This window comes from Adhaeribacter pallidiroseus, assembly GCF_003340495.1.
Classification (GTDB): Bacteria; Bacteroidota; Bacteroidia; order Cytophagales; family Hymenobacteraceae; genus Adhaeribacter; species Adhaeribacter pallidiroseus.
This window is the reverse complement of sequence record NZ_QASA01000001.1, coordinates 5,851,819-5,873,995: the sequence shown is the minus strand read 5'-3', so window position 1 is coordinate 5,873,995 and position 22,177 is coordinate 5,851,819. Positions and strand designations below refer to the sequence as shown.

The window sequence follows — 22,177 nt, the reverse complement described above, 5'->3', positions numbered from 1 at the left end:
CAAAATTTAAAAATAAGCGGGCCATCGGCAATTTTACCAATTTTTTAGATAACATTAAGGCCGGTACTTATAAGTAGCTTCTATGCAGAATACCCTGTTCTTTTACCTGGCCTTGCTGCTGGTAATTTTGTTTCTGGTGATGCTGGCCCGCCGGCTCAAAATTTCTTACCCGATTGTTCTGGTGCTGGGTGGCTTACTGCTGAGTTTTATTCCGGGTTTACCCGTGATCCGCGTAGAGCCGGAACTGATATTTTTGTTGTTCCTGCCGCCTTTGCTCTACGAAGCTGCCTGGTACACGTCCTGGAAAGAGTTCTGGAAGTGGCGGCGGGTCATTGGTTCTTTTGCTTTTTTAATTGTTATTCTTACCGCCAGCGTTATTGCCTTTATTTCGCACGCGCTTATTCCGGGTTTTACCTTGGCTTTGGGTTTTTTATTAGGTGCTATTATTTCGCCGCCCGATGCGGTATCGGCTACCTCCGTTTTAAAAGATGTATCGGTACCCAAACGCATTGTTTCGGTTCTGGAGGGAGAAAGTTTATTGAATGATGCATCTAGCTTAATTGTTTTCCGGTTTGCTTTAACCGCCGTGGTATCGGGCAGCTTTGTGATGCACGAAGCCATTACCAGCTTTTTGGTGGTAATTATCATGGGTACGCTTACCGGCTTGGGCGTGGCGCTGGTATTTTACGCCATTCACCGGTGGTTGCCCACTACGCCCAGCATGGATACCGTGCTTACTTTTATGGCACCATACGTGATGTACCTCACCGCCGAGAAGTTTCATTTCTCTGGGGTATTGGCCGTAGTTAGCGGCGGATTGTTTTTATCACATCACAGCCACACCATATTGAGTCACCTGAGCCGGTTACGGGGCGCCAATGTGTGGGCAACCGTGGGTTTTGCGCTCAATGGCTTTATTTTTATGCTGATTGGTTTGCAGCTGCCGGTTATTGTGCAACAGCTCGGCGACTATACCTCTTTAAGCGAAGCTATAAAATATGGTTTGCTTATTTCGCTGGTGGTAATTATTACCCGGTTGCTGTGTTGTTTTGGGGCTTCGCTCTTTACCCGGTTTATTAGCCGCTACATTACCACCGCCGATAATAACCCGGGCTGGCGGGGACCTTTGATTGTGGGCTGGGCCGGGATGCGGGGCGTGGTTTCTTTAGCCTCGGCTTTAGCTATTCCGCTGGTATTAAGTAATGGCGAAGCTTTTCCGCAGCGCAATCTTATTTTGTTTATCACCTTTACGGTTATTCTGGTAACTTTGGTTTTTCAGGGTTTAACCTTGCCGTTGGTTATTCGCTGGGTCAATCCGCCAGATACCGATTATCCTTTATCGCTGCCCGAGCAGGACTTGAAAGTGCGTAAAAAATTAAAAAACGCGGCCTTAACGCTCATTCAGCAGAAATATGCCACCCATGTAGCGGAAAATGAATTAATTAAAAGCCTGAAACAACGGCTACAAAGCGACCTTGCTTTTTTAGACCATTTTCAAAAACCCGAAACAGGTAACACCTGGGTGGATGCCAACGTAGAGAATTACCGCGAAATTATGGCCGACATATTAACGCACGAACGCCACTTGTTGCACCAGATAAACAAAAAGGCCGAAGTAGACGAAGAAATCGTGCGCAAGCACCTAACCTTACTCGACCTGGAAGAAGAAAAGCTGCGGCAACAGTTCGAGAATGATTAGCCCGGCCAGCTGCCTGATTGCTTTCCTGTTTCCAAATTTTATTTTAGGGTTTAATCCGTGTATTTTTTAAAAATAGAACTGGCCGTATGGCCGCCAAAACCAAACGTGTTGTTTAAAACATAGTTAATTGGTTTAGAAACAGCTTTATTTAAAACAAGCTCTAAGCCGGCCGGAATGGCCGGGTCCAGATTTTGCGTGTTAATAGTGGGCGGAACAATATTTTCCTTTACGGCCAGGACACTTATAATGCTTTCCACGGCTCCGGCCGCACCCAGTAAGTGGCCCGTCATGGATTTGGTGGCACTAATCGTTACCGGAATAGTATCAAAAACTTTTTTAATGCCGTTTAATTCGCTTAGGTCGCCGATACCGGTAGAAGTAGCGTGCGCGTTAATGTAATCGATTTGGTGGGGAGCAAGCTGGGCATCCTTGAGCGCTTTTTCCATGCCTAAAGCGGCGCCTAACCCGTTGGCCGAAGTACCGGTTAAATGGTAGGCATCGCCGGCCATGCCGCCGCCCACCATTTCGGCGTAAATACGGGCGCCTCTTTTAACGGCGTGTTCTAATTCTTCTAAAATTAAAGCCCCGGCGCCTTCGCCCATTACAAAACCATCGCGGTCCTGGTCGAAAGGCCGGGAGGCTAATTCGGGATGCTCGTTGCGTTTGGATAAAGCTTGCGCCGAACTAAAACCACCCACCGAAGATTCCGTAATAGCCGCCTCGGAACCACCCGCTACCATCAGGCTGGCCTTGCCCATCCGGATGGTATCAAAAGCACTGATGATTGCCGTATTGGAAGACGCGCAGGCCGAAACCGTACAATAGTTAGGACCAAACAATTTATGCCGGATCGAAATAACACCCGCCGCGATGTCCACAATCATTTTGGGAATAAAAAAGGGATTAAACCGCGGGGTACCATCGCCGGCGTGAAACTCCCGCAATTGTTCTTCAAAAGTACCAATACCGCCGTTACCCGTACCCCAGATTACCCCTATTTCGTATCTTTCCGCTTCGGACATTTGCGAAAAATCCAGGCCTGCATCCTGAATAGCCTGATCGCTGGCCGCAATGGCATATTGGGTAAATAAGTCGTACTTCCGGATTTCTTTTTTCTCCAGATAATCTTCCGGATGGAAATTTTTTACTTCGCAGCCAAACTGCGTTTTAAATTTGCTGACGTCGAATTTTGTAATGGGCGCGGCTCCGCTTTTACCCGCTACAATATTCTGCCAGAATTCTTCTACGGTATTGCCTAAGGGGGTAATGGCGCCTAAACCCGTTATAACAACTCTTTTCATATTAGTCACTCTGCTCCAATGAGCTTTCTTTAAATAAATAGTTTACAAATAACTGCACTTTAGGTCCAATAAACAAAATGGCCGGAGTAACTACCGTGTAACCCATTAACCAGAACCGCAACCAGGTAATTATAAATTTTTCCTGGAAACCAATATTTACGCTAATTAGCGTAAAAGAGATAATGCCGGTAGTAACTATACTTATAATTAAGGCAAAAGCAATTTTCTGTTGCATAAGCATTTTAATTTTTTAGTGTAAGCGTTTTAATTTTTTAAATTTTCTTTCATCTTACTTATATCTGCGCATTTATTCGGAGCGCTCCACAACTCTCCCGGCCTTAATTACGAATGACCTATAAAAGCTACGTTGTAATGGGTAAACCAGGTATATGAGCTACTCTGAAGCAACACGAGCTTAACCGACGTGCATTTTCCGTAAAAATAAAGAATGAAGATAAAAAACATTGGTTGGATTGGCCTTGGTAAAATGGGTATTCCGATGGCGCAGAAATTAATAAATGTTGGTTATGCGGTAACCGTTTATAATCGAAGTAAAGCTAAAATAGAAGCTTTAAGCTCGGCAGGGGCAAGTACGGCCGAGTCGCCGGTTCAACTAGTGCCCCAGAGCGAGGTTATTTTCCTGATGGTATCTGACGACCAGGCTACCCGGGAAATTTTTACGGGCGAAACAGGTTTACTAAATGCCCCGGTTTCCGGAAAAATATTTGTTAACATGAGTACCGTTTCGCCGGGTATTAGCCAAGAAATGGCCCGTATGTGCCGGGAAAAGCAAAGTTTTTACCTCGATGCCCCGGTTTCCGGTAGTGTAAAGCAAGCCGAAGAGGGACAATTAGTTATTATGGTGGGTAGCGAAGAGGCTATCTTCCACCAGGTTAAACCCCTGCTGGACCAACTCGGCAAATTAACCCTACGGGTGGGTGAAACAGGCGCCGGTAATTCGGCCAAATTGGCTATTAACACTTTACTTGGATTTTACGCCCAAGGCCTGGCGGAAGCCGTCATTTTTGCGCAGCAACACGGCATCCAAACCCAAGATTTACTCACGCTTATTGGCAATAGCGCCTTGGGCAATATTTTTACAAAAATAAAGGGTGAGGCTATTGTGGCGAATAATTTTCAGCCGGCTTTTGCCTTAAAACACATTGCCAAAGATTTGCGGTTGGCTCAACAAGAAGGCTCCCACACGCCCCTCGCCGAGGTAGTACAAAACACCTTTCAGCAAGCCGAATCTACCCTGGGCGAAGAAGATGTTATGGCCATTATTAAACATTTAAACCCAATTAATGAAAGCGCGGCCACTAACTAGTTTATTATATAACGGCTTAGTTTGCCACCTGGCTAATATCTATTAGCCCTCCGCCTAAAGGCACCTCCCCTAAAAACAGGGGAGGAGGTGTTGCTACAAACTTTTTCTTTCTGCACTCGGTACGCCATGCTGCTGGGCCATACCGGAACGCAAAAGTCTCTATTTTACAAAACCAGGGTCAGTTATTCTTAGCTGTTATTTGGAGCGACCAGGATTTAATTAACGTGCCGAAATATGTAACTTGATGAAAACAGAATTTTTGAATTTTAAAAACAACGGCTTAACTTCTCTTATTTCCTAAAAAGAAGAACGTCGTCCCGAGCCGGTCGGGGGATTTATTTCGTACCGTTTAGCGGGTCAATTACTCCATAAACCTTATTAAAACTTATTCCGGATCTATTGAGAAATTAGATTGACTGTAAAAACATGCCAGCCATTCAGAAGAAGACTTTTTAGCTAGGTAGCCCAATAGGTTCCTCCTGAATGACCAGGAAATTCTAATTTTTTAAATTTTATCTCTAATCCTACTTATTATAAGTAGTTGGTCGTTTTGAGTTGTTCGTTATTCGATCGTTATAACTTTAACCATCAATTGCTTAAACTCAGGATTTTAGCAACTTAATTTTGTCCTGTTACTTAAGACTCCTTCTAAACTATAAATTATACCGTAACTACCAGTTTACCCTTGGTTTTGCCAGATTCTATTTGGGCGCTGGCTTGGGGCAGGTCTTGGAACGGGAAGGTGCGGGATACGTGGGGTTTTATAATGCCTTGCTCCAGTAAAGTAGCCAGTTGCTGCATATCATCGCCGCTGGATTGCACTAAAAAGAAAAAGCCGTTTACATTTTTCGCTTTGGCTTGTTCGGCTACCGTATCGGCCAGTCCACTGGGAATGGTAATGAGCGTACCCCCGGGTTTTATCACTTCCAGAGAGCGGGCAATGTTAGCGCCGCCTAAAGCATCCAGCACCAGGTCTACGTCCTGCACTTCGTCTTCAAAGCGCTGCGTTTGGTAATCAATGTGCTCGTCGGCACCTAAACTTAAAACAAACTTTTTGTTGGCGGCCGAAGAAGTTCCAATCACGTAAGCGCCCAAATGTTTGGCCAATTGTACGGCAAAATGCCCTACTCCCCCGGCAGCCGCATGAATCAATAATTTTTGCCCGGGCGTAACGGAAGCTTTGTGCACAAAGGCCTGGTAGGCAGTTAAAGCCGCTAAAGTAGCGGCCGCGGCTTCTTCGTGGGTAATGTTACTGGGTTTTAAAGCTAAATGCGCGGCGGGTGCCGCTACGTATTCGGCGTAAGCCTGGCCATGACCCGGAAAGTTGACCATACCAAAAACTTCATCGTTTTTTTTAAATTTTGTTACGTTTTCGCCTACTTCGGTGACAACGCCTGATACATCCCAGCCCAGAATAATGGTTGGCAATTCTTTTAAGCGGCCGGCCATGCCTTTGCCCGAGCGGGTTTTAGCATCTACGGGGTTCAGGCTAATGGCTTTTACCTGCACTAATACTTCGTCGGCTTTCATAACCGGAGTTTCTATGGTGGTGGGTACCAGTTGGTCGGCCCCGCCAAAATCTTTTAATACAAATGCTTTCATGTTTTTGGTGTTTTGTTTTTTGAACACGGCAAAGTTGTACCAAAAAAACAGGCAAGTACCAGTATAATTTTTCGCTAATTTGGTATAATTACACCATGAAGAAAGAAAGCCTGCACGAACCGTTTTCCCTTGTTTTTAAAACCCTGGACGAGTGCCCCCAAATGGAGCACCAACATAACTTCTTCGAATTAATTTTTATTTTGTCGGGTACGGGCGTGCAATGCATCAACCAGAATAAGTTTACTTACGGGCGCAACCATATGTTTCTGATTACGCCCGAGGATTGCCATTCGTTCGAGATACATACCACTACCGAATTTTTCTTTTTGCGGTTCAACGATATTTACATTCAGCAAAGCGGCCTGCACACCGACAACATTCAGCGACTGGAGTATATTTTACAAAACGCCAGCCACCAGCCGGGCTGTATTTTAAAAAACCAGGTCGATAAAACGTTGGTGCGGCCCTTGGTGGAAGCCATTTTCCGGGAATACGTAAACCGCGATTTGTACAACCAGGCATTAATTCAGCAGTTAATCAATACCCTGATTGTGGTGGTAGCCCGCAATATTGCCAAATACTTACCCGAACAAGTGCACGCCGGTACCGACGTAAAAGCCCTGGATATTATCAACTACATCCAGAACAATATTTACTTTCCCGAGAAAACGCGCGCCGAAATGATTAGTCAGCATTTTGGCATTTCGGAAACTTACCTGGGCCGATTTTTAAAAAAACATACCGGCGAGAGCCTGCAGCAATACCTTACGAATTACCGGGTTAAGTTAATTGAAGCACGTTTGCAGCACAGCGATAAACGCCTGAACGAAATTGCCGATGAACTGGGCTTTACCGACGAAAGCCACTTAAACAAATTTTTCCGGAAAAATCGCGGCTTAAGCCCTTCGGCATTTCGCAAAGCAGTGGCGAAGCCCGCCCCGGTTAAAGTTGCGGTGGTGCGTTAAAGGAAAATTTAAAATTTACATTAGCGCTAAGCCTGCGACTCACCCAGTTCGCCCGGTTTCTCCTTGCTTTTACGGGCATCGCGTTCTGCTTTTTTGACGGCCAGCAGGCGCTTCTGGTGTTCTTTTTTCTCCTCAAATTCTTTTTGGCGCTGCTTCTTTTGTTGATCTCCTGATCTGGTCGTCATGGTGTGGGTTGGGTTGGTTATACTTCGTTAGTCGCCGATTTACTTTTTACCGGAATTAGCGAACCGCCTGCTTTATTACGGGAAATACCTTCAGTTGTGTTTCTTTGGTTATGGCTAAAGTTCGCGCGAGCGGTCTCTACCCATTTTTTGGAAAGCCAAACTCTGATTGGCGGAATGGAGTATTGTGATAAAAGCCAATCAGAGATTGGTTGCACGGGAAGTACTTAGAGCGCTTCGCTACCTTTAAGGACAACAACGTCTAATACGTTATTAAATTTCATTCACCAACAAATTCAATAGTCTCTGGAGAATTTATACCTGACAAAGAGGATATTTTCAATTTGAATTTAGGTAAAAATCCGTTAACAGATTCACCATATAATTCATAATTAACATCATTCCAAGTCAATTCCTTTAATACTAATAAATCAGATATTTTAAGAGCTTGGTACTTAGTATTTAATGCTAACATCTCATGATTAAAAGGTTTGTCTTCTAATAGTATAACAGAAATCTTTGCAAGGTATTTTCTAACTTCATTGCTTACAAATTTTTTGCTATCAAATGTTTCTTTCGTAATTGATTTAATAAAATCAATTACTGATTTATATCTATGTTCAATTTGTTCCTTCGTATTAACTTTTACAGCTTCCCATTCAGCATCAAATAATCGAATTTTTTCTTTGTCGTCATCTGGGCTAAAGGGATTTGATTCATAATAAGTTTCTAAGGAACCCGTTGTATGGATAAAAAAGCCAACTTTTAATAAGAGATTAATTGCATTTTCAGATGCACTTTTTACCAAACTAATCTTAGCCTGAATTGATTTTTCAGTAAATAACGATTTTAGATATTTATCATGTTTGATAATAATCTCGAGAGCTAAACTTTTAGAATTGACACTTTTTAATCTTATTCTGTTTAAGTTGTTTTTAATAACACTCTGTTTATCTAACTTTAATTTCTCTTCATCTAATTTAAGAATTTCATCTATTATATCTCCTAAAGGCTTACGTATTTTCTCAGAAATATAATCTTGGATGCTGGTAGCATAAGATGATATTTCTTTATTAACCAACCCATTATCATTATACTTATCAATTAATTTACTTTCTATAAGATTATCTAAATCCCCAATAAAGTAACAGGGTTTAGTGATAGCAGAACACAATAAAAATAATGTAGAAAAATCATCTTTTCCCCCTGTTTCGACAATAGAAAAATCTTTCTCACTTAAATCAATATTAACTTTTTCAAGTATTTTTTTAAAAATTGCTTTATCTCGAAAACCTTCACAAAATATTACTGCCTTTGAATGTACAAGTAACCATTTTTCTGTATCAAGTCTTAACAAGCTCTTCTCTAAATGTACGATTTGCCCGGATGAAAGCTTGGTAAAATCAGGTTTATTACCTTCAGCTATATGAGGGGTTGAGAAAAATATTGCTTGTGAAAGCTCTTCAATACTTTCAGGAGCAAAAAATATAGGAGAATGGGTCGCTAACCAAAACTTTACTTGTTTTTCTTTTGCAAGTTTTATGATTTCATTTTTCAAGAAACGTTGTGCCTCAGGATGAAGAGAAATTTCAGGTTCATCAATAAAGTATTTATCTGAAAGTTCAGAATGGATTATTGTTAAAAGAATAAGTAATTCCTTAAGCCCTGAACTTTCTCCAACAAAATCATATCTAGGTATTTTTACTCCCTCATAAAAATTTTCATTTAAACCGGATGTAACTTTAAAGTTTTGACTTCTTTCAATAATTTCTACATAAAAATCTCTACCTAATTTCTTAGATAATATAGCGAAAATTTTAAATCTTAAATTACTGCGTTCTCGCAAAAGGCTCATTGCCAGTTGCTCTATATTATACTCCGAATATCCTTTGAAATTTGAAATTATTTCATTACTCGCAGTTTCATTATATTCAATTCCTCCATGTTGGTATGGTCGATGTCTAGAAATATAGATACCTGTTTGTTGGTTTGATAAAGTTTTTAAAGCTCTAGTTTTACCTGTTCCATTTGGGCCAACTAAATATAAAATATTATTTATGTAAGTCATTTCAAAAGTAATGCTTTTAATAGTTATAACATGAGCATCTAAGTCACTAATATAAGTATATAGAACTTATTTAGACCATACTTTTTAAATTATTTTAGTCATATTTTTCTTGATCAGATCTCATTTATATACATATTAAACATTGATTAAGAAAATAGATTATCCTCGTATTATGTTGTATTTAACAAAATAGTTATACATTTAACCCATCAGTTTGCCTTTCAGAAGCCCATTGGATATCAATTCATGCACAAGCCTAACAGATCACCACCCAAACATCAACCAATAAACAAAGCATCCTACCAGCCTGTTTAAGCATTATCTCCAACTGCGAAAAAGATGAACTACAGCCAATTAGCTTTTTCTGATGCTGTTAAAGAATTGCAGCAGAAATTCGGGAGCCGGCACATTTACGAGCGCGTGGAGAAATACCACGTGGTGGATGGCCTGACTGCGAATAAAAAGAAGTTTATTGCGGAACAGGATCATTTTTACCTGGCCACCATCGGCGAGAACGGCTACCCCTACATTCAGCACCGCGGCGGGTCCAAGGGCATTGTAAAAGTACTTAACGATGAAACCCTAGCTTTCGTGGATTTTTCGGGCAACCGGCAGTACATCTCCGTCGGCAACATCGAAACCAACCCCCAGGTGGCGCTCATTATGGTGTCGTACCCGCACCGGGCCCGCCTGAAAGTATACGCCCAGGCCAAAGTAGTATCCCTCACCGACGAGCCCGAACTGTTTGCCCAAATAGACCCCGCCGACTATAAACACCGGCCAGAGCGCATACTGGTACTAACCGTGCAGGCCTACGATTGGAACTGCCCGCAGCACATTACCCCGCGCTACACCGCCGAAGAACTGGAACCTGCCTTTGCAGCCCAACGCCAACGCCTCGCCGATATGGAAGCCAAAAACGAAAAACTAACCGCGGAATTGGAAAAATTAAAAAAGCAACCCAATGATCACGATCTATTACCCTCCGGATAACCATTTGATCCCTACCTGGCAAGACCGTTTAAACCGCTTAGCTTTTAAATACGAACTGATTCGGGAAGATTCCGCTACTGAGCCATGCCTGGTAGACGGCGAAGAACATGCCGAAGGAATATCCGCCATTGAAGCGCATCTGGAAAGCCTGGAACAATTTGTAAAAGATTGGTACGATTCCCGCTGCGATCGCTACGACTTCGATCCGGACGCGCCGGGTTATGGTTTCACCAGAATTTAAATTTAGGGTAATCAGTACCTCCTCCGAATAAGGAAAGTACTACCTTTAAAAAATGGCAGAAACCGGCATCTGTTATCTGCCTTTATTTTTAATGGCTATTTGTTCGTGCCGTTGTTTATTGGGCTTTTGCTGATTCCGGGTTAAAACCTATGGGTAAACATTTTTAATTTATCCGGAAGCAGCTCTTAAGAATAATTAGCTTACCTTTATTTTGCATAAATTTACTCGCTCTATGAAAAATACGCTGCTCTTATTTTGCTTTTTCACCAGCCTATCTATGTACCCCGCGTTAGCCCAAACCATCACCCAGCGGGTTGCTGCCGCTAAAGCTACTTATACCAACCCTTTAAAGGTCCAATTCGGGGACCCTTACGTGCTGCGCACCGGCGGCATGTATTACATGTACGGCACCGGAGCGGGCGCCGACAAAGGGTTTGCAGCTTATTCTTCTACAGATTTAGTGAACTGGAAACGAGAAGGACAGGTCTACTTTCACAACAACAAAAACGGCTGGAGCGACCCGAAAGCCAGTTGGGACGGCGCCTACTGGGCACCGGAAGTATACGAGGTAAAAGGTAAGTTTTACCTGTTTTACAGCGCGCAATGGAAAGAAAACCCGAATAAAGAAGTAGAAAATTTTAAAATTGGCGTAGCCGTAGCCGATAAACCGACCGGCCCTTTCGTGGATCTGGCCAACAAACCGGTTTTTGACCCGGGTTATCCGGTAATTGATGCTAATGTGTTTTTTGATACCAATGGCAAGGCTTATTTATACTACTCGCGGGCAGCCTACAAGCACCCCGTAGAAAGCGAAATAGCCGATTGGGCCCAAAAAAAAGGCTGGTACCAAGAAATTGAAGAAAGCTGGGTGTACGGCGTGGAGTTAAAGCCCGACTTTTCCGGCGTGATTGGTGAACCCGTATTATTGCTGCGGCCACCCGTTACACTCAGCGATAAACAAGCCGAATGGGAAAGCCGATCGGTTACCAGCAAAGAAGTAAACCGCCGCTGGACCGAGGGCTCCGTTACGTTTAAAAAAGGCAACACGTATTACATCATGTATTCGGCCAATTATTTTGGCGGTCAGCATTATGCCGTGGGGTACGCCACGTCTAGCTCGCCTTTAGGTCCGTTTAAAAAAGCGGCTAATAACCCCGTATTGCAGAAGAATTCCGCTAAAGGTGGTACGGTAACCGGTACGGGACACAACAGCATCACTTACTCTCCGGATGGCAAAGAAATGTTCTGCGTGTATCACGGAAGAACCACCAAAACCGGCGACGAACGCGTCGTTTTCATCGATCGCATGGAAGTAAAAGATGGAATATTAAAAGTCTATGGCCCGACTACCACTCCGCAAAAACTTCCGTCGGGCGTAAAGATTGGGAGTAAAAAATAGTAATTGTTTATGTTGTTACGGTAGGGTTAGGGATGAATTAAGAAAGGCGCATCTTTAATTGCTAATACTAAATAGTACATTGATTGTTCCATAACGGAGTTCTTTGGAGACTTTCCAAGGCTCCAGGTGCTGGTGCTATCTAGTTTGACCAGGCTGAGTTTGCCTCATGGCCGGCGGGCCCCGTTTGGCTCTTCCGCACTCGCTAGCCTCTCTTTCCTCGCTCCGCTGCGGAATTCTGCTACGCAGAACCGAGACCCTAGCAGGTGCTCCACAGCCAAATTGATGTCAGTTGCGCTTAGCTACCGTATTTACCATTTTAGAAGAATAGAAGCAGTATGTTAGAAGAAGTTAATTTTCAAATTTAATTACTGTTACTAACTACAATGGGCCTAATCTGCATTTAATATTTCCAACAGTACGAATCAGAAAAGCGGAAGCTACAAGCAGCTGACATCAGTTAGGCTGTGGAGGGCCTGCTAAGGTTGTGGTGCCGCAGGCATTCCGACGTAGGAGGAAAACAAGCTTAGACCAGCCCGGAAGAGCCTAACGAGGCCCGCCGGCCATGAGGCAAACTAGTTACTTCTCAAACTCGATAGCACCCGTGCCTGGAGACTTGAAAAGGCTCCAAGTAATAGCTTCTGCTATGAAAACTACCATTCACTATTTGTAAAATTCTTAACTGGGCGAAGCGTCAACGGTTACCACGTTCTTTTACTCATTACTTTATCCAGTGCCGGGCGGGTCATTTTGCCTAGTTCCGGGTGTTTTTCGAGCCATTTTAAAAAATCAGCTTTTATTTGATCTGGCCATTGGCTATCGATTTCCCCGGTGCTGTATTTGCCGGTACGGACCATTTCAAAACCGAATTTATCTTTCCGGATCACAAACTCCGAGGTACTTACTACTTGCTCCGCCAGGTGGGCTGGCACAAAAAGCACGCCTTCGGGTTGTACAATTACCAGATCGCCCGGCAATACCACCGCTCTGCCGATACGGATGGGCGTATTTAGTCCTTGCAAAACCATTTCTTCGGTGTAGGAAGGATGAAAATCGCGCACGACGGCGTTAAATCCTTTAATCTGGCGAAGTTCCTGCAAATCGCGGGCAGCGCCATCGAAAACTACACCGTTCCCCGATTTACTGATAATCGAATTAGCCAAAGTAGCGCCCATAATACCGCCGCCGCTGATTTTCCCGAAAGCATCGGCCACGTATAAATCGCCTTTGGCGAGTATATCAATAGGCCAGGCATTGGTATTGCCCTTGCGGCCTTGTTTGGCGCCCCGGTCTTTAATGTGTTTTTCCAGATCGGGCCGGCTGGGCAAGTACATGGCCGTTACCGCCCGGCCCGCCATGGGCAGATCATTTACGCTTTTCCAGTTGCCTTCAAACTGGTTTACGTAGCCTTCGTTTTTTAGAACGCTCCAGGCATCATCAATCATAATAAGCTTGGCCCGTTCCAGCACATTATCCGGAATTTTTGGGCGTCCGTCCGGAAATCGTTCGCCTTGCCAATCAGAAGTAAGATAGGTGAGCTCTTCTTTAGAAATGGTTTGGGCGGATAAGGAATTTTTAAAAAAGAAGCTGCTGAACAGGATTAAAACAATTGTAATCTTTACTTTCATAAGTTAATGGCTGATGATTTACGCTAAAGTGCAGTATTTGTACTTTTAAAAATAAGAAATGATAAATCAATTATTGCCATACCACTTGGTTTTCCATTAATTTTTACTTCTTTATGGGACTCCATTTAGATTCGAAAAAGAAGGTCCAGTTCTGGCCAGCATCCCAGGCCCCGGCTACTGTTAGTAACCTACAAAGGAGATTGGCTAAGCACTACCAAACTTCCAATCTAGAGATTCAAATTGTCTCTTTTTTTTTAATTTTTAATTAAGTGCTGCTTTAAGTTGTTTTTTCCAGATCGTTGGCTTTGGCCAGAGACACTAAACCACCCATCGCACCTAAATTCATGGAATCTAGGGCGGAACTGGGCACAATTACCATCGAGCCTTTTTCTTTCAAACCTTCGAACAGCATGTTCATGCCCCGCAGGTGCAAAGCTACCGGGTTGTTGCGGTATTGTTCGCTGGCTTCGGCAAACTTAAAAGCAATCTCGGTTTCGGCGGTTCCCAGGATTACCCGGGCGCGTCGTTCCCGCTCGGCTTGGGCTTCCTTGCTCATGGCGTCGGCTAGGGTTTGCGGAATAACAATGTCTTTAATGCCCACGTTCTGGCAGGTAATGCCCCAGGCATTGGTGTGGTGATCCATGATCTGTTGTAAATCTTCGGCTACTTTATCGCGTTCCTGCAACAGGTCGGCCAGTTCGTGTTTCCCGATCATGTCGCGTAAGCCGGTTTGGGCAATGTAGTAGATGGCGGTTTCGTATTCCTGCACTTCCAGGGCGGCTTTCTCCACGTCCCACACGGTCCAGTAAACTACGGCGTCTACGTTTACCGGCACCGTATCTTTGGTTAAGGTTTGCTCGGCTTTAAAATCCGTTACCCGCACGCGCTGGTCGATGTAAGTATCAATTTTGTCGATAATGGGAATGATAAAAAAGATACCAGGACCTTTTAAACCCTGGTATTTCCCCATCCGGAGCACCACGGCTTTTTCCCATTGGTTGGCAATGTTAATGGCCCGCGCCGCCAATAAAGAAAGCAGCACCAGAGCCCCAAACCCAACCGGGTGGATAATTTGAAAATATAAGAGTGCAAAAGAAATGGCTAATAAAACAATTAATACAGTGGCGGAAATCGGATTCCACCATCTATCGGTATTGGTTTTCATCGGATTTTTAATTTTTGAAGTTGCTGAATGATGTCGTCTACCGAAAAGCCGTAGCTAAAGGCAATGGAAGCGAACTCACTGCAAATTTCCTGGAGTTTGTTCTGTTTTTCCGCGGTAGGTATTTCAATTTTAAGGTTACTGATAAAGGTACCGGTACCTTGTTGGGTAGCTAATACATTCTGGATTTCCAGTTCTTTGTAAGCCTTGGCTACGGTGTTCAGGTTTACTTTTAAATCTACGGCCAACGACCGGACCGTCGGGAGTTGTTCGCCCGTTTTCAGGTTACCGGCCGCAATGCCATACTTAATCTGGTCGATAATCTGCCGGTAAAAGGGCGAACCAGATTTAGGGTCTAGTTTAAACTCGATCATTATCCTATTGTTACAATATAATAATGTACTATATGTATAGTACAAACGTACAAGTTTAATTTTAGTTTGCAAATAATTCACGTAAAATATTTTGCGTTGCTCAGTTGAACAGAAGAATGTTTAGTTAAGGTTCTACTTAAAGATCAGTCTTCTGTGTTATGCTTGAAGAAGTGCTTTACATGGAAAGCATTTAATAAATTGAAGCTAATAATTATTTGAAAATCAAAAGCTTTTCTTTGGAGCCTTTTCAAGTCTCCATGTACTGGCGCAATCTAACTAGCTGCTTTCAAGTTTGCCTCCTGGCCGGCGGGCCTCGTTTGGCTCTTTCGGGCGGTCTAAGCTTCCTTTCCTCCTTACGTCGGAATACTGCTGCGCAGTACCGGAACCTTAGAAGGCCCTCCTGAGCCAAACTGGTGTCAGTTATTCTTAGCAACGGCTTTTGTTTGCTGATTGATTCTGGTGGTGTTGTTGAGTTGGAATGAAGAAATTTTTAAATTTTAGTTGCTTTCTACTAAAATCAACCACCTCCAAACCCTTCTTATTTCAGGCAGGGAGCTTTCTTTTCAATTACCATTTACTAAGCACCAGTTACCAATATATTATCGTGGTAATCATCCTCCTCCTATCCCCTCCGAAGGGGACTTTTTTATCTGCGAATAAGCGGATGAATTATTGTGATATAGAAACAGATATTACTAGATGAAACGGTTATGCTTCGTAGCCAAATAGGTTCCTCCTGAATGACGAAAATTTTAAATTTTTTTTAAAAATTTTGCTCGCCTACTATGCAACAGATAGCCTGAGCCAGGTGCAAGTGTTGACGCTAAACTGTTCTGTTGTTCCGCGAGTTTTTAGCGTCTTAATTTTCGTTGGTTCTTTTTGTATCAAGACAAAAAGAACCAATTACCTAAGCCATGAAACAACTGCACTTTGCAATCATAATAATGACCCCCGCTATGCAAACAGGATTTTTAAAATTTAACTATAGTAAGACACGGAAGTAAATCCGCGCATAGATGCCACAAACATTACAATAATAAATTGCTGAATATCTGGCAATCATTTTTAATTTCTAATTTCTAATTAAGCGTACCGCTAATTAAACGATTGGCGAAATTCTAGCGGGGAAAGGTTGGTTTTGCTGCGGAATAATTTGCTAAAGGATTGCGAATGTTCGAAGCCCAGGGTAAAAGCAATTTCGCTGACGGATAAAGCCGTGGTGGATAGTTTTTCTTTCGCTTTTTCGATGAGTTTATCGTGGATGTGTTGCTGGGTGCTTTGGCCGGTTAAAACCTTGAGTAAATTGCTTAAATAAGTAGGCGATATATTTAGTTTATCGGCAATATAATGCACGGTGGGTAAACCTTTTTCGGTTAAGTCTTCGCTGTTAAAATATTCATGCAAAAGTTCTTCCACCCGGTTTAGGATTTGGTGATTGGTGATTTTGCGGGTGAGAAACTGGCGGTGGTAAAACCGTTCGCCGTACGTGAGCAGTAATTCTAGCTGGGCAATAATTACGTTCTGGCTGAACTTATCGATATTAGAATGGTATTCCTGGGCAATGTTTTGCAGGAGGTTCGTAAGGGTGTGTTCTTCTTTCTCCGACAGAAATAAGGCTTCATTTACCGCGTAGTCGAAGTACTCGTATTGCTTAATGGTTTTGGCTAAAGGCGTATTCCATAAAAAGTCGGGATGAATGAGCAACATCCACCCCGACCGTTTTACTTCTTGATGCGGATTTGCTTCAATGCCATATACTTGCCCCGGCGCGATAAAAAACATAATGCCTTCGTCGAAATCATATTCTTGCTGTCCGTATTTAAACTTAATGTTAAAATTGCGTTTCAGGGCAATGGAATAAAAGTCTAAAACCAGATTCTGCGGCCCCTGACCGGCAAAAATGGGCATCGTTTCCATATTGATCACACTAATTAAAGGGTGTTCCGGCTTGGGAAGCCTCATGCGCTGGTGGTATTCGCTAATGGTTTTAAAGCGGAGAGGTTGCAAGGTTGTGGCCATAGTACAAGATACTTACTTTTGCTGAAAGGCGGCTGCAAATTCCCGGGCAAAATCAGTTAGTTTTACTTTACCCATTTGGGCGGGCCGGTTACGGTAATAATCTTCGGCTAATAAACCACTGTGCAGGCCGGCGTACATTTCTACCAGTCCGGCCGCAATTGCCGGATTCATGCCAATGGCAGTTAAGCCAGCCAACGTTTGTTCGTCGGAAGTTACAATCCATTGCAAATCTGGTTTGCCGATGGCGGCACCTAATATTTGAGCGGTTTCGGATCCGCTTAATTCCTGGCTGGAGACGTAACGTACTTTTCTGCCACTCTGGGAGTTTACCAATTCTTCAGCGGCGGCGGCGGCAATATCTACCGGCGAAACCCAGGGAATAATGTCGCCGGCGCCGTAGTTAGCCGCGATCAGATTTTGGTTTTTAATCAGGTCGAGGTAGCCGTATAAATTATAATAGAAGGAAGTGGGGCGCAGATGCGTTATGGTTACGTCTGCGGGCAGTTTGTTTAATATTTGCTCTACGCCATGCGCGCCCCGCAAGATACCGTTGCCTTTTGCTAAATGGGCGCCAATGCTACTCAAATTTACGACATGCTTTACACCTGATTCCCGGATGGCTTGGGCGTAATTCTGGCCAAGCTGGTGGTAATACGCAATCAGGTCCAGGTTAGGATCGAAGTAATTGTTGGGCGGCACCATGGTATACCCGGCATCGGCCCCGGTAAAAGTGGCCGTTAAAAAAACAACATCTTCTAAAGAGCCAATGGCCGCGGTGGCTCCTAAAGCTTTAATTTCGGTTTGTTTTTCCGGATTGCTGCTGATCACGGTAACCGTATGGCCTTTTTGCACTAACTCTTGGGTGAGTGGCTGGCTGATGTGGCCCAACGAGCCGGTAACTACAATTTTCATTTTTTTAAATTTTTTAGTTTCTACAAAGGTCAGCAGTAACTAAAAGAGAGATGTAGCCGAATCTATGGTTGTTGTAGCCATTTTTGGGAGCCTGTACCCGTCTCCAGGCTCAGGTGCTATCTCGTTTGAACAGGCTGCGTTTGCCTCGCGTGGCCAGCGGGCCTCGTTTGACTCTTCGGGCGGGTCTAAGCCCTCTTTCCTTGCTCTGCTGCGGAGTGCTGCGCACCGGAATACAGGAAGGTCCTCTTGAGCCAAACGGGTGTTAGTTGCGAGTAGCTACTTGCCTAAAACTTATTCGCTCGGTTAAAAGTACCGTTTAGAAGTGATGGGGAAATTAGCATTAAAAAAGGCCCTAGAACTAACAAAGAGAAAAAACTTTGTTAGTTCTAGGACGGTAAAATCTGGTTAGCAATCGTATTCTTAAAATTACAAGTTCACGCCGCCGGAAACTTCAATCCGTTGGCCATTAATCCAGCGGGCTTCTTCGGTGCATAAAAAGGCAACCACCCCGCCAATGTCATCGGGCAAACCTACCCGACCCAGCGCCGTGAGGCTCGCAATGTGCGCGTTCATGTCTTTATTATCGCGCACCCGGCCGCCGCCAAAGTCTGTTGCAATGGCCCCGGGCGCTACTACATTAGCCGCTATGCCGCGCGAGCCTAGTTCTTTGGCCAAATACCGGGTAAGTACTTCCACAGCACCTTTCATGGAACCATAGGCCGAAGAACCCGGATTAGAAAAACGCGCCAATCCGGAGGAAATATTGATGATGCGTCCGCCATCGTTTAAAAAAGGCAAAGCTTTTTGCGTTAAGAAAAACACGCCTTTGTAGTGGATATTCAAGGCCGTATCAAACTGCTCTTCGGTGGTTTCGGCAAAATTGGCGTAGAGGGCTGTGCCGGCATTGTTGATTAAAAAATCAAAGTTGGAAGTACCGTTTTGTGCTTGTAAATGGGCAGTTACCTTTTCAAAAAAGCCGTCTAAGGATGTAATATTGCCGGCATCTAATTGAAACGCATAGGCTTTTTGCCCCAGGGTTTGTATTTCTGCCACTACTTTTTCGGCTTCCGGCTGGTTGCGGTGGTAGGTAAGCACCACGTCTATCCCTTTTTTAGCTAAGCTAAGAGCCATGTTTTTGCCTAGCCCCCGGCTCCCGCCGGTTACTAGTGCGATTTTGTTATTGGTAGTCATTTTTTAAATTTTATACGACAAAGTTGGCACAGTTTACCGGGCAGGTGTTTGCAAGCATCAATCTATTATTTGCAAAAATCAAATAGGTGGTTCAAGAACGAAAAGCTAAGGGCGACAAACCCGCTTGTTTTTTAAAAAAGTTAGAAAAATGGGCCACTTCTTCAAAGCCTAAGGAATACGCAATTTCCGACACATTCCAGTCGGTTTGTTTGAGCAAAATTTTGGCTTCCTGCACCAGGCGACTGCCAATAACATCGGTAGTGGTTTTTCCGGTGTTTTCTTTTAAAACTTTGTTGAGATGGTTTACGTGCACGGCTAACCGTTCGGCGTAGGCTTTGGCAGTTCGCAGTTCTAATTGCTGCCCCGGCGAGGTAATCGGAAACTGGCGCTCCAGCAGTTCTACAAACAAGCCGGCAATGCGGGCCGTGGCATTATGCAAGGTGTAAGTGGCAATATCCGGCTGCAATTTTTGGCCAAAATGGATTAACTCTAACACGTAATTGCGCAATAAATCGTATTTAAAGGCATAATCGGAGGCTAATTCCCGGAACATTTTCTCGTAAATATATTCCAACTCTTTAATCTGGCCGGCATTTAACTGGAAGATAGGGTAACCGCCTGGTTTAAAAATTGGCAACTCATCCAGTAAAATACTAGTACTGGAAGCGGCTAAAAATTCGGGCGTAAAAATGCAGAAGAAACCCGCTTGCTGCTCATCTTGCGGCAGGTAGTTATAAGGTACTTTAGGAGAGGCGAACAATAAGGCATTATCTCTAATATCAATTACCTTATCGGCGTATTCAGCGCGGTTGTGTCCTTTTATTAAACTTATTTTATAATAGATGCGTCGGTTATAAGGCATGAGTTTGGTTTCTTTTACCTTCTGCCGCAGGCTGGCAATATTAAAAACATTAAAATGTCCGATTTCTTTCTCCAGGCCATCGGGTAATAAATGCTTGAGTTCAATGTCGTTTACAAAACCCATCTCCCGGTAAAAATCCTGCAGCGAAGTTATATTAGCCATTATCTGATTTTTGCAAAAATCAAATATAAGCAAATTCGTAACATTTACAGCTTTACCGGTGATTTCGTGTCTTGAATGAGTTTAATATACGAATAGTATCAAAGCTAACGGTTTGGCTTTGCGGCGGCATAGCTGCCGTGAAGGTGTTGTTGGCACCAGTTATTTTATAATTTCTTTAATAGATGGCTCGTCAATTTGCAACATTCTTAAAATATGCACTGCTCTTGTCTTGTTAACAGCCTTACATTTAGCGAACTCATCCATGAGTTCACTAATATAAAGTCGCTCGTTAACTGTCATTCCACTGAATCCATCTATTTTTTGTATTTGCTCTTGTGTCCAACTATCTTTTACTTGTCTAAAAAAGTATTCGCAAGCTTTATCCTCTTCCGTAAAAGTTAGAATTGAATGTTTCCCACCTCTTTCTCGATAATACACTTCATATTCGATAGTGTACTTTCCCTTTTTTATTACAAGGGCATATTTTTCATCATCATCTGTGGAGCCATAAAGCCCATGGAGGTAATATCTATCTCCTGGTACGCCCAACTTCTGGAGTGTTTTATGTAATTCTTCTATTTTCATTCAATAATTTATGCTAACGGTCCGCGTGTATGCAAATCCTGTAGCGAAGCAAGGGTTTTGTATACATTGTGTTGCCAGTAGTTATTTTCTTTTTAACTCTTCAGTAAATATATTTTTGATTGCTACATAGTCTTTTAACTCCTGCACATCATTATAAAAGTTAGCATAAGTTTCAGGGTTACTAAAATTATAAATCCTGAATTTATCTCCAATTTTAAATTCTATAGTGTAGCTTTTCCCGTCATTTACAATTAAGACTTTTTCTGCTCTCCCTCTCTTAGGATCGGTTTGACCATATTTCTTCATCCTTGGCTTAAGTGCTTCTTGGCTCGGCAGCTTGGTTAATTTATTCTGAAAGAGCTTTTGAATAACTAATTCAAATCCATTTGGAGCATCTAAGGCAAACTTACTTATTTTTAATCTTGGATTATTGATTTCAGAAAATTCAGTGGCTTTCCAAATATCATTCTTTAAAACCAATACTTTAAGGTTCCTAGTGTTACTTAAGGATAGTAATTCATAGAATCTTATTTCAACTTCATTTTCAGATTTCTCAATTGACTTTAGCTTTATTCGTTTTTCAAATTCTTTATTTGCAGATAGGTTAATTGAATCGGATTGAATCCCAGCTAATTCAATTTTTGAAATTCCACGAACTTCTACTTGTGAAAAACTTTTCAAACTGACAAAGAACAGAAGTAATATAATTTGCTTCAATTTTAATTACTGAACATTTAGTGCATGAGACGTGCCAGGCCGTCGGCCGAAGCATGGCTTATGCACTAACCGTTAGGCGACGTTTTTCTCAAACTTCCTTATACTTTCCAACTCATGTTGCTTGTTGGTTTTTTCTTCTTCCAAATCATAGTCGTCCTGCAGTCCGAGCCAAAATTTAGGAGAATTCCCAAAGTAGTAACTCAACCTCAATGCGGTGTCGGCTGTGATTCTTCTATTACCTTTTAAAATTTCCGATATTCTGGTTTGAGGAATATTAATATCTTTAGCAAGTCGGTAAGCGGTAATGTTGAGGGGAACAAGAAATTCCTCCTGCAATATTTCTCCTGGGTGTATATTTGGTAATTTTTCCATGTTCTTTAATGATAATCACTAATTTCTACTTCTGAGGCTTGTCCGTTGTTCCATTGGAAAATGATTCTCCACTGGTCATTAATTCGGATACTATAAAATTCTTTTAAATTTCCAGACAGCTTCTCTAATCGGTTTGAAGGGGGAATCCGCAAGTCTGCTATATTTTGAGAGTTGTTCAACATCCTTAATTTACGCCTGCCAATTGTCTGAATTTCAATAGGAAGTTTAGCAACTCGTTCTCCGTTCCAAATCTTTTCTGTCTCTTTGGAGCCAAAAGATATTATCATGCTTTCGTATTACGGTAGCAACGCCAAAAGGAAGTAAACTTATTTGATTTTTTAACCCTAAAAAATTATTTTCCTAAATGCCGCCTAACGGTCTAGTATAAACGACGGCGAAGGCAGTCGGCCGAAGCATGG

The 22,177-nt window shown here is 42.9% G+C and carries 22 protein-coding genes; 6 read left to right on the top strand and 16 right to left on the bottom strand.

Annotation, left to right across the window (positions count from 1 at the left end):
- Positions 1-82: 82 nt before the first annotated feature.
- Positions 83-1,699, top strand: a complete 1,617-nt coding sequence (locus AHMF7616_RS23425) for a Na+/H+ antiporter (protein WP_115375092.1) — start codon at positions 83-85, stop codon at positions 1,697-1,699.
- Between the two features lie 50 nt (positions 1,700-1,749).
- On the opposite strand, the gene fabF is transcribed toward AHMF7616_RS23425, so the two are convergent.
- Both fabF and AHMF7616_RS23415 read right to left on the bottom strand, forming a co-directional pair.
- Complete coding sequence (fabF, locus tag AHMF7616_RS23420) at positions 1,750-3,000, bottom strand: beta-ketoacyl-ACP synthase II (protein ID WP_115375091.1); 1,251 nt, start codon at positions 2,998-3,000, stop codon at positions 1,750-1,752.
- A gap of 1 nt (position 3,001) precedes the next feature.
- Positions 3,002-3,235: a DUF2798 domain-containing protein gene (locus tag AHMF7616_RS23415; RefSeq protein WP_199474330.1), complete on the bottom strand. Its 234-nt coding sequence runs from the start codon at positions 3,233-3,235 to the stop codon at positions 3,002-3,004.
- 213 nt (positions 3,236-3,448) lie between these two features.
- Between AHMF7616_RS23415 and AHMF7616_RS23410 the strand changes: the two genes are divergently transcribed.
- Positions 3,449-4,327: an NAD(P)-dependent oxidoreductase gene (locus tag AHMF7616_RS23410; protein WP_115375089.1), complete on the top strand. Its 879-nt coding sequence runs from the start codon at positions 3,449-3,451 to the stop codon at positions 4,325-4,327.
- A gap of 660 nt (positions 4,328-4,987) precedes the next feature.
- Here the strand turns inward: AHMF7616_RS23410 and AHMF7616_RS23405 are convergent.
- Positions 4,988-5,929: an NADP-dependent oxidoreductase gene (locus tag AHMF7616_RS23405; protein ID WP_115375088.1), complete on the bottom strand. Its 942-nt coding sequence runs from the start codon at positions 5,927-5,929 to the stop codon at positions 4,988-4,990.
- Positions 5,930-6,024: 95 nt separating this feature from the next.
- Here AHMF7616_RS23405 and AHMF7616_RS23400 point away from each other — a divergent pair, with 95 nt between their 5' ends.
- Entirely contained in the window at positions 6,025-6,894 is an 870-nt protein-coding gene (locus tag AHMF7616_RS23400) for a helix-turn-helix transcriptional regulator (RefSeq protein ID WP_115375087.1), read from the top strand.
- A 26-nt stretch (positions 6,895-6,920) separates the two neighbouring features.
- Here the strand turns inward: AHMF7616_RS23400 and AHMF7616_RS26550 are convergent, their stop codons facing one another.
- Both AHMF7616_RS26550 and AHMF7616_RS23395 read right to left on the bottom strand, forming a co-directional pair.
- A complete protein-coding gene (locus tag AHMF7616_RS26550; protein WP_158546238.1) occupies positions 6,921-7,079 on the bottom strand; it encodes a hypothetical protein in 159 nt (52 codons plus the stop codon).
- A 277-nt stretch (positions 7,080-7,356) separates the two neighbouring features.
- Positions 7,357-9,144 carry an ATP-dependent nuclease gene (locus AHMF7616_RS23395; protein ID WP_115375086.1) on the bottom strand — a complete coding sequence of 596 codons (1,788 nt, stop codon included), beginning with the start codon at positions 9,142-9,144 and terminating at the stop codon, positions 7,357-7,359.
- A gap of 339 nt (positions 9,145-9,483) precedes the next feature.
- Between AHMF7616_RS23395 and AHMF7616_RS23390 the strand changes: the two genes are divergently transcribed.
- From AHMF7616_RS23390 to AHMF7616_RS23380, 3 genes are all read left to right on the top strand, one after another.
- Positions 9,484-10,137: a pyridoxamine 5'-phosphate oxidase family protein gene (locus tag AHMF7616_RS23390; protein ID WP_115375085.1), complete on the top strand. Its 654-nt coding sequence runs from the start codon at positions 9,484-9,486 to the stop codon at positions 10,135-10,137.
- Entirely contained in the window at positions 10,109-10,378 is a 270-nt protein-coding gene (locus AHMF7616_RS23385) for a hypothetical protein (protein WP_115375084.1), read from the top strand. The genes AHMF7616_RS23390 and AHMF7616_RS23385 overlap by 29 nt, the downstream gene beginning before the upstream one ends.
- Positions 10,379-10,610: 232 nt before the next feature.
- Complete coding sequence (locus AHMF7616_RS23380; RefSeq protein ID WP_115375083.1) at positions 10,611-11,777, top strand: glycoside hydrolase family 43 protein; 1,167 nt, start codon at positions 10,611-10,613, stop codon at positions 11,775-11,777.
- A 698-nt stretch (positions 11,778-12,475) separates the two neighbouring features.
- Here AHMF7616_RS23380 and AHMF7616_RS23375 read toward each other — a convergent pair.
- From AHMF7616_RS23375 to AHMF7616_RS23325, 11 genes are all read right to left on the bottom strand, one after another.
- Positions 12,476-13,402: an RraA family protein gene (locus tag AHMF7616_RS23375; RefSeq protein ID WP_115375082.1), complete on the bottom strand. Its 927-nt coding sequence runs from the start codon at positions 13,400-13,402 to the stop codon at positions 12,476-12,478.
- A gap of 277 nt (positions 13,403-13,679) precedes the next feature.
- Complete coding sequence (locus tag AHMF7616_RS23370) at positions 13,680-14,567, bottom strand: slipin family protein (protein WP_115375081.1); 888 nt, start codon at positions 14,565-14,567, stop codon at positions 13,680-13,682.
- On the bottom strand, positions 14,564-14,938 hold the full coding sequence (locus tag AHMF7616_RS23365) for a GntR family transcriptional regulator (protein WP_115375080.1): 375 nt from the start codon (positions 14,936-14,938) through the stop codon (positions 14,564-14,566). Before AHMF7616_RS23365 ends, AHMF7616_RS23370 begins: the two co-directional genes overlap by 4 nt.
- Positions 14,939-16,033: 1,095 nt before the next feature.
- Positions 16,034-16,957, bottom strand: coding sequence for a helix-turn-helix domain-containing protein (locus AHMF7616_RS23360; RefSeq protein WP_115375079.1), 924 nt, complete (start codon positions 16,955-16,957; stop codon positions 16,034-16,036).
- A gap of 12 nt (positions 16,958-16,969) precedes the next feature.
- Positions 16,970-17,869: an NmrA family NAD(P)-binding protein gene (locus tag AHMF7616_RS23355; protein ID WP_115375078.1), complete on the bottom strand. Its 900-nt coding sequence runs from the start codon at positions 17,867-17,869 to the stop codon at positions 16,970-16,972.
- Positions 17,870-18,295: 426 nt separating this feature from the next.
- A complete protein-coding gene (locus AHMF7616_RS23350; protein WP_115375077.1) occupies positions 18,296-19,060 on the bottom strand; it encodes an SDR family NAD(P)-dependent oxidoreductase in 765 nt (254 codons plus the stop codon).
- A 91-nt stretch (positions 19,061-19,151) separates the two neighbouring features.
- Positions 19,152-20,084, bottom strand: coding sequence for a helix-turn-helix domain-containing protein (locus AHMF7616_RS23345; protein ID WP_115375076.1), 933 nt, complete (start codon positions 20,082-20,084; stop codon positions 19,152-19,154).
- 159 nt (positions 20,085-20,243) lie between these two features.
- The gene (locus AHMF7616_RS26890) at positions 20,244-20,669 is read right to left on the bottom strand and encodes a hypothetical protein (protein WP_199474329.1); all 426 of its coding nucleotides are present in this window, start codon (positions 20,667-20,669) and stop codon (positions 20,244-20,246) included.
- Between the two features lie 81 nt (positions 20,670-20,750).
- Positions 20,751-21,386 (bottom strand): hypothetical protein, encoded by a 636-nt coding sequence (locus AHMF7616_RS23335; RefSeq protein ID WP_115375075.1) that lies wholly within the window; start codon positions 21,384-21,386, stop codon positions 20,751-20,753.
- A gap of 72 nt (positions 21,387-21,458) precedes the next feature.
- Positions 21,459-21,758, bottom strand: a complete 300-nt coding sequence (locus AHMF7616_RS23330) for a HigA family addiction module antitoxin (RefSeq protein WP_115375074.1) — start codon at positions 21,756-21,758, stop codon at positions 21,459-21,461.
- A gap of 5 nt (positions 21,759-21,763) precedes the next feature.
- On the bottom strand, positions 21,764-22,045 hold the full coding sequence (locus AHMF7616_RS23325) for a type II toxin-antitoxin system RelE/ParE family toxin (RefSeq protein WP_115375073.1): 282 nt from the start codon (positions 22,043-22,045) through the stop codon (positions 21,764-21,766).
- Positions 22,046-22,177 lie beyond the last annotated feature (132 nt).

What these genes read in the sequence shown, in the direction of transcription:
- AHMF7616_RS23425 (WP_115375092.1), top strand. Translation starts at nt 83, where the DNA reads ATGCAGAATACCCTGTTCTTTTACCTGGCCTTGCTGCTGGTAATTTTG.
- fabF (WP_115375091.1), bottom strand. Translation starts at nt 3,000, where the DNA reads ATGAAAAGAGTTGTTATAACGGGTTTAGGCGCCATTACCCCCTTAGGC.
- AHMF7616_RS23415 (WP_199474330.1), bottom strand. Translation starts at nt 3,235, where the DNA reads ATGCAACAGAAAATTGCTTTTGCCTTAATTATAAGTATAGTTACTACC.
- AHMF7616_RS23410 (WP_115375089.1), top strand. Translation starts at nt 3,449, where the DNA reads ATGAAGATAAAAAACATTGGTTGGATTGGCCTTGGTAAAATGGGTATT.
- AHMF7616_RS23405 (WP_115375088.1), bottom strand. Translation starts at nt 5,929, where the DNA reads ATGAAAGCATTTGTATTAAAAGATTTTGGCGGGGCCGACCAACTGGTA.
- AHMF7616_RS23400 (WP_115375087.1), top strand. Translation starts at nt 6,025, where the DNA reads ATGAAGAAAGAAAGCCTGCACGAACCGTTTTCCCTTGTTTTTAAAACC.
- AHMF7616_RS26550 (WP_158546238.1), bottom strand. Translation starts at nt 7,079, where the DNA reads ATGACGACCAGATCAGGAGATCAACAAAAGAAGCAGCGCCAAAAAGAA.
- AHMF7616_RS23395 (WP_115375086.1), bottom strand. Translation starts at nt 9,144, where the DNA reads ATGACTTACATAAATAATATTTTATATTTAGTTGGCCCAAATGGAACA.
- AHMF7616_RS23390 (WP_115375085.1), top strand. Translation starts at nt 9,484, where the DNA reads ATGAACTACAGCCAATTAGCTTTTTCTGATGCTGTTAAAGAATTGCAG.
- AHMF7616_RS23385 (WP_115375084.1), top strand. Translation starts at nt 10,109, where the DNA reads ATGATCACGATCTATTACCCTCCGGATAACCATTTGATCCCTACCTGG.
- AHMF7616_RS23380 (WP_115375083.1), top strand. Translation starts at nt 10,611, where the DNA reads ATGAAAAATACGCTGCTCTTATTTTGCTTTTTCACCAGCCTATCTATG.
- AHMF7616_RS23375 (WP_115375082.1), bottom strand. Translation starts at nt 13,402, where the DNA reads ATGAAAGTAAAGATTACAATTGTTTTAATCCTGTTCAGCAGCTTCTTT.
- AHMF7616_RS23370 (WP_115375081.1), bottom strand. Translation starts at nt 14,567, where the DNA reads ATGAAAACCAATACCGATAGATGGTGGAATCCGATTTCCGCCACTGTA.
- AHMF7616_RS23365 (WP_115375080.1), bottom strand. Translation starts at nt 14,938, where the DNA reads ATGATCGAGTTTAAACTAGACCCTAAATCTGGTTCGCCCTTTTACCGG.
- AHMF7616_RS23360 (WP_115375079.1), bottom strand. Translation starts at nt 16,957, where the DNA reads ATGGCCACAACCTTGCAACCTCTCCGCTTTAAAACCATTAGCGAATAC.
- AHMF7616_RS23355 (WP_115375078.1), bottom strand. Translation starts at nt 17,869, where the DNA reads ATGAAAATTGTAGTTACCGGCTCGTTGGGCCACATCAGCCAGCCACTC.
- AHMF7616_RS23350 (WP_115375077.1), bottom strand. Translation starts at nt 19,060, where the DNA reads ATGACTACCAATAACAAAATCGCACTAGTAACCGGCGGGAGCCGGGGG.
- AHMF7616_RS23345 (WP_115375076.1), bottom strand. Translation starts at nt 20,084, where the DNA reads ATGGCTAATATAACTTCGCTGCAGGATTTTTACCGGGAGATGGGTTTT.
- AHMF7616_RS26890 (WP_199474329.1), bottom strand. Translation starts at nt 20,669, where the DNA reads ATGAAAATAGAAGAATTACATAAAACACTCCAGAAGTTGGGCGTACCA.
- AHMF7616_RS23330 (WP_115375074.1), bottom strand. Translation starts at nt 21,758, where the DNA reads ATGGAAAAATTACCAAATATACACCCAGGAGAAATATTGCAGGAGGAA.
- AHMF7616_RS23325 (WP_115375073.1), bottom strand. Translation starts at nt 22,045, where the DNA reads ATGATAATATCTTTTGGCTCCAAAGAGACAGAAAAGATTTGGAACGGA.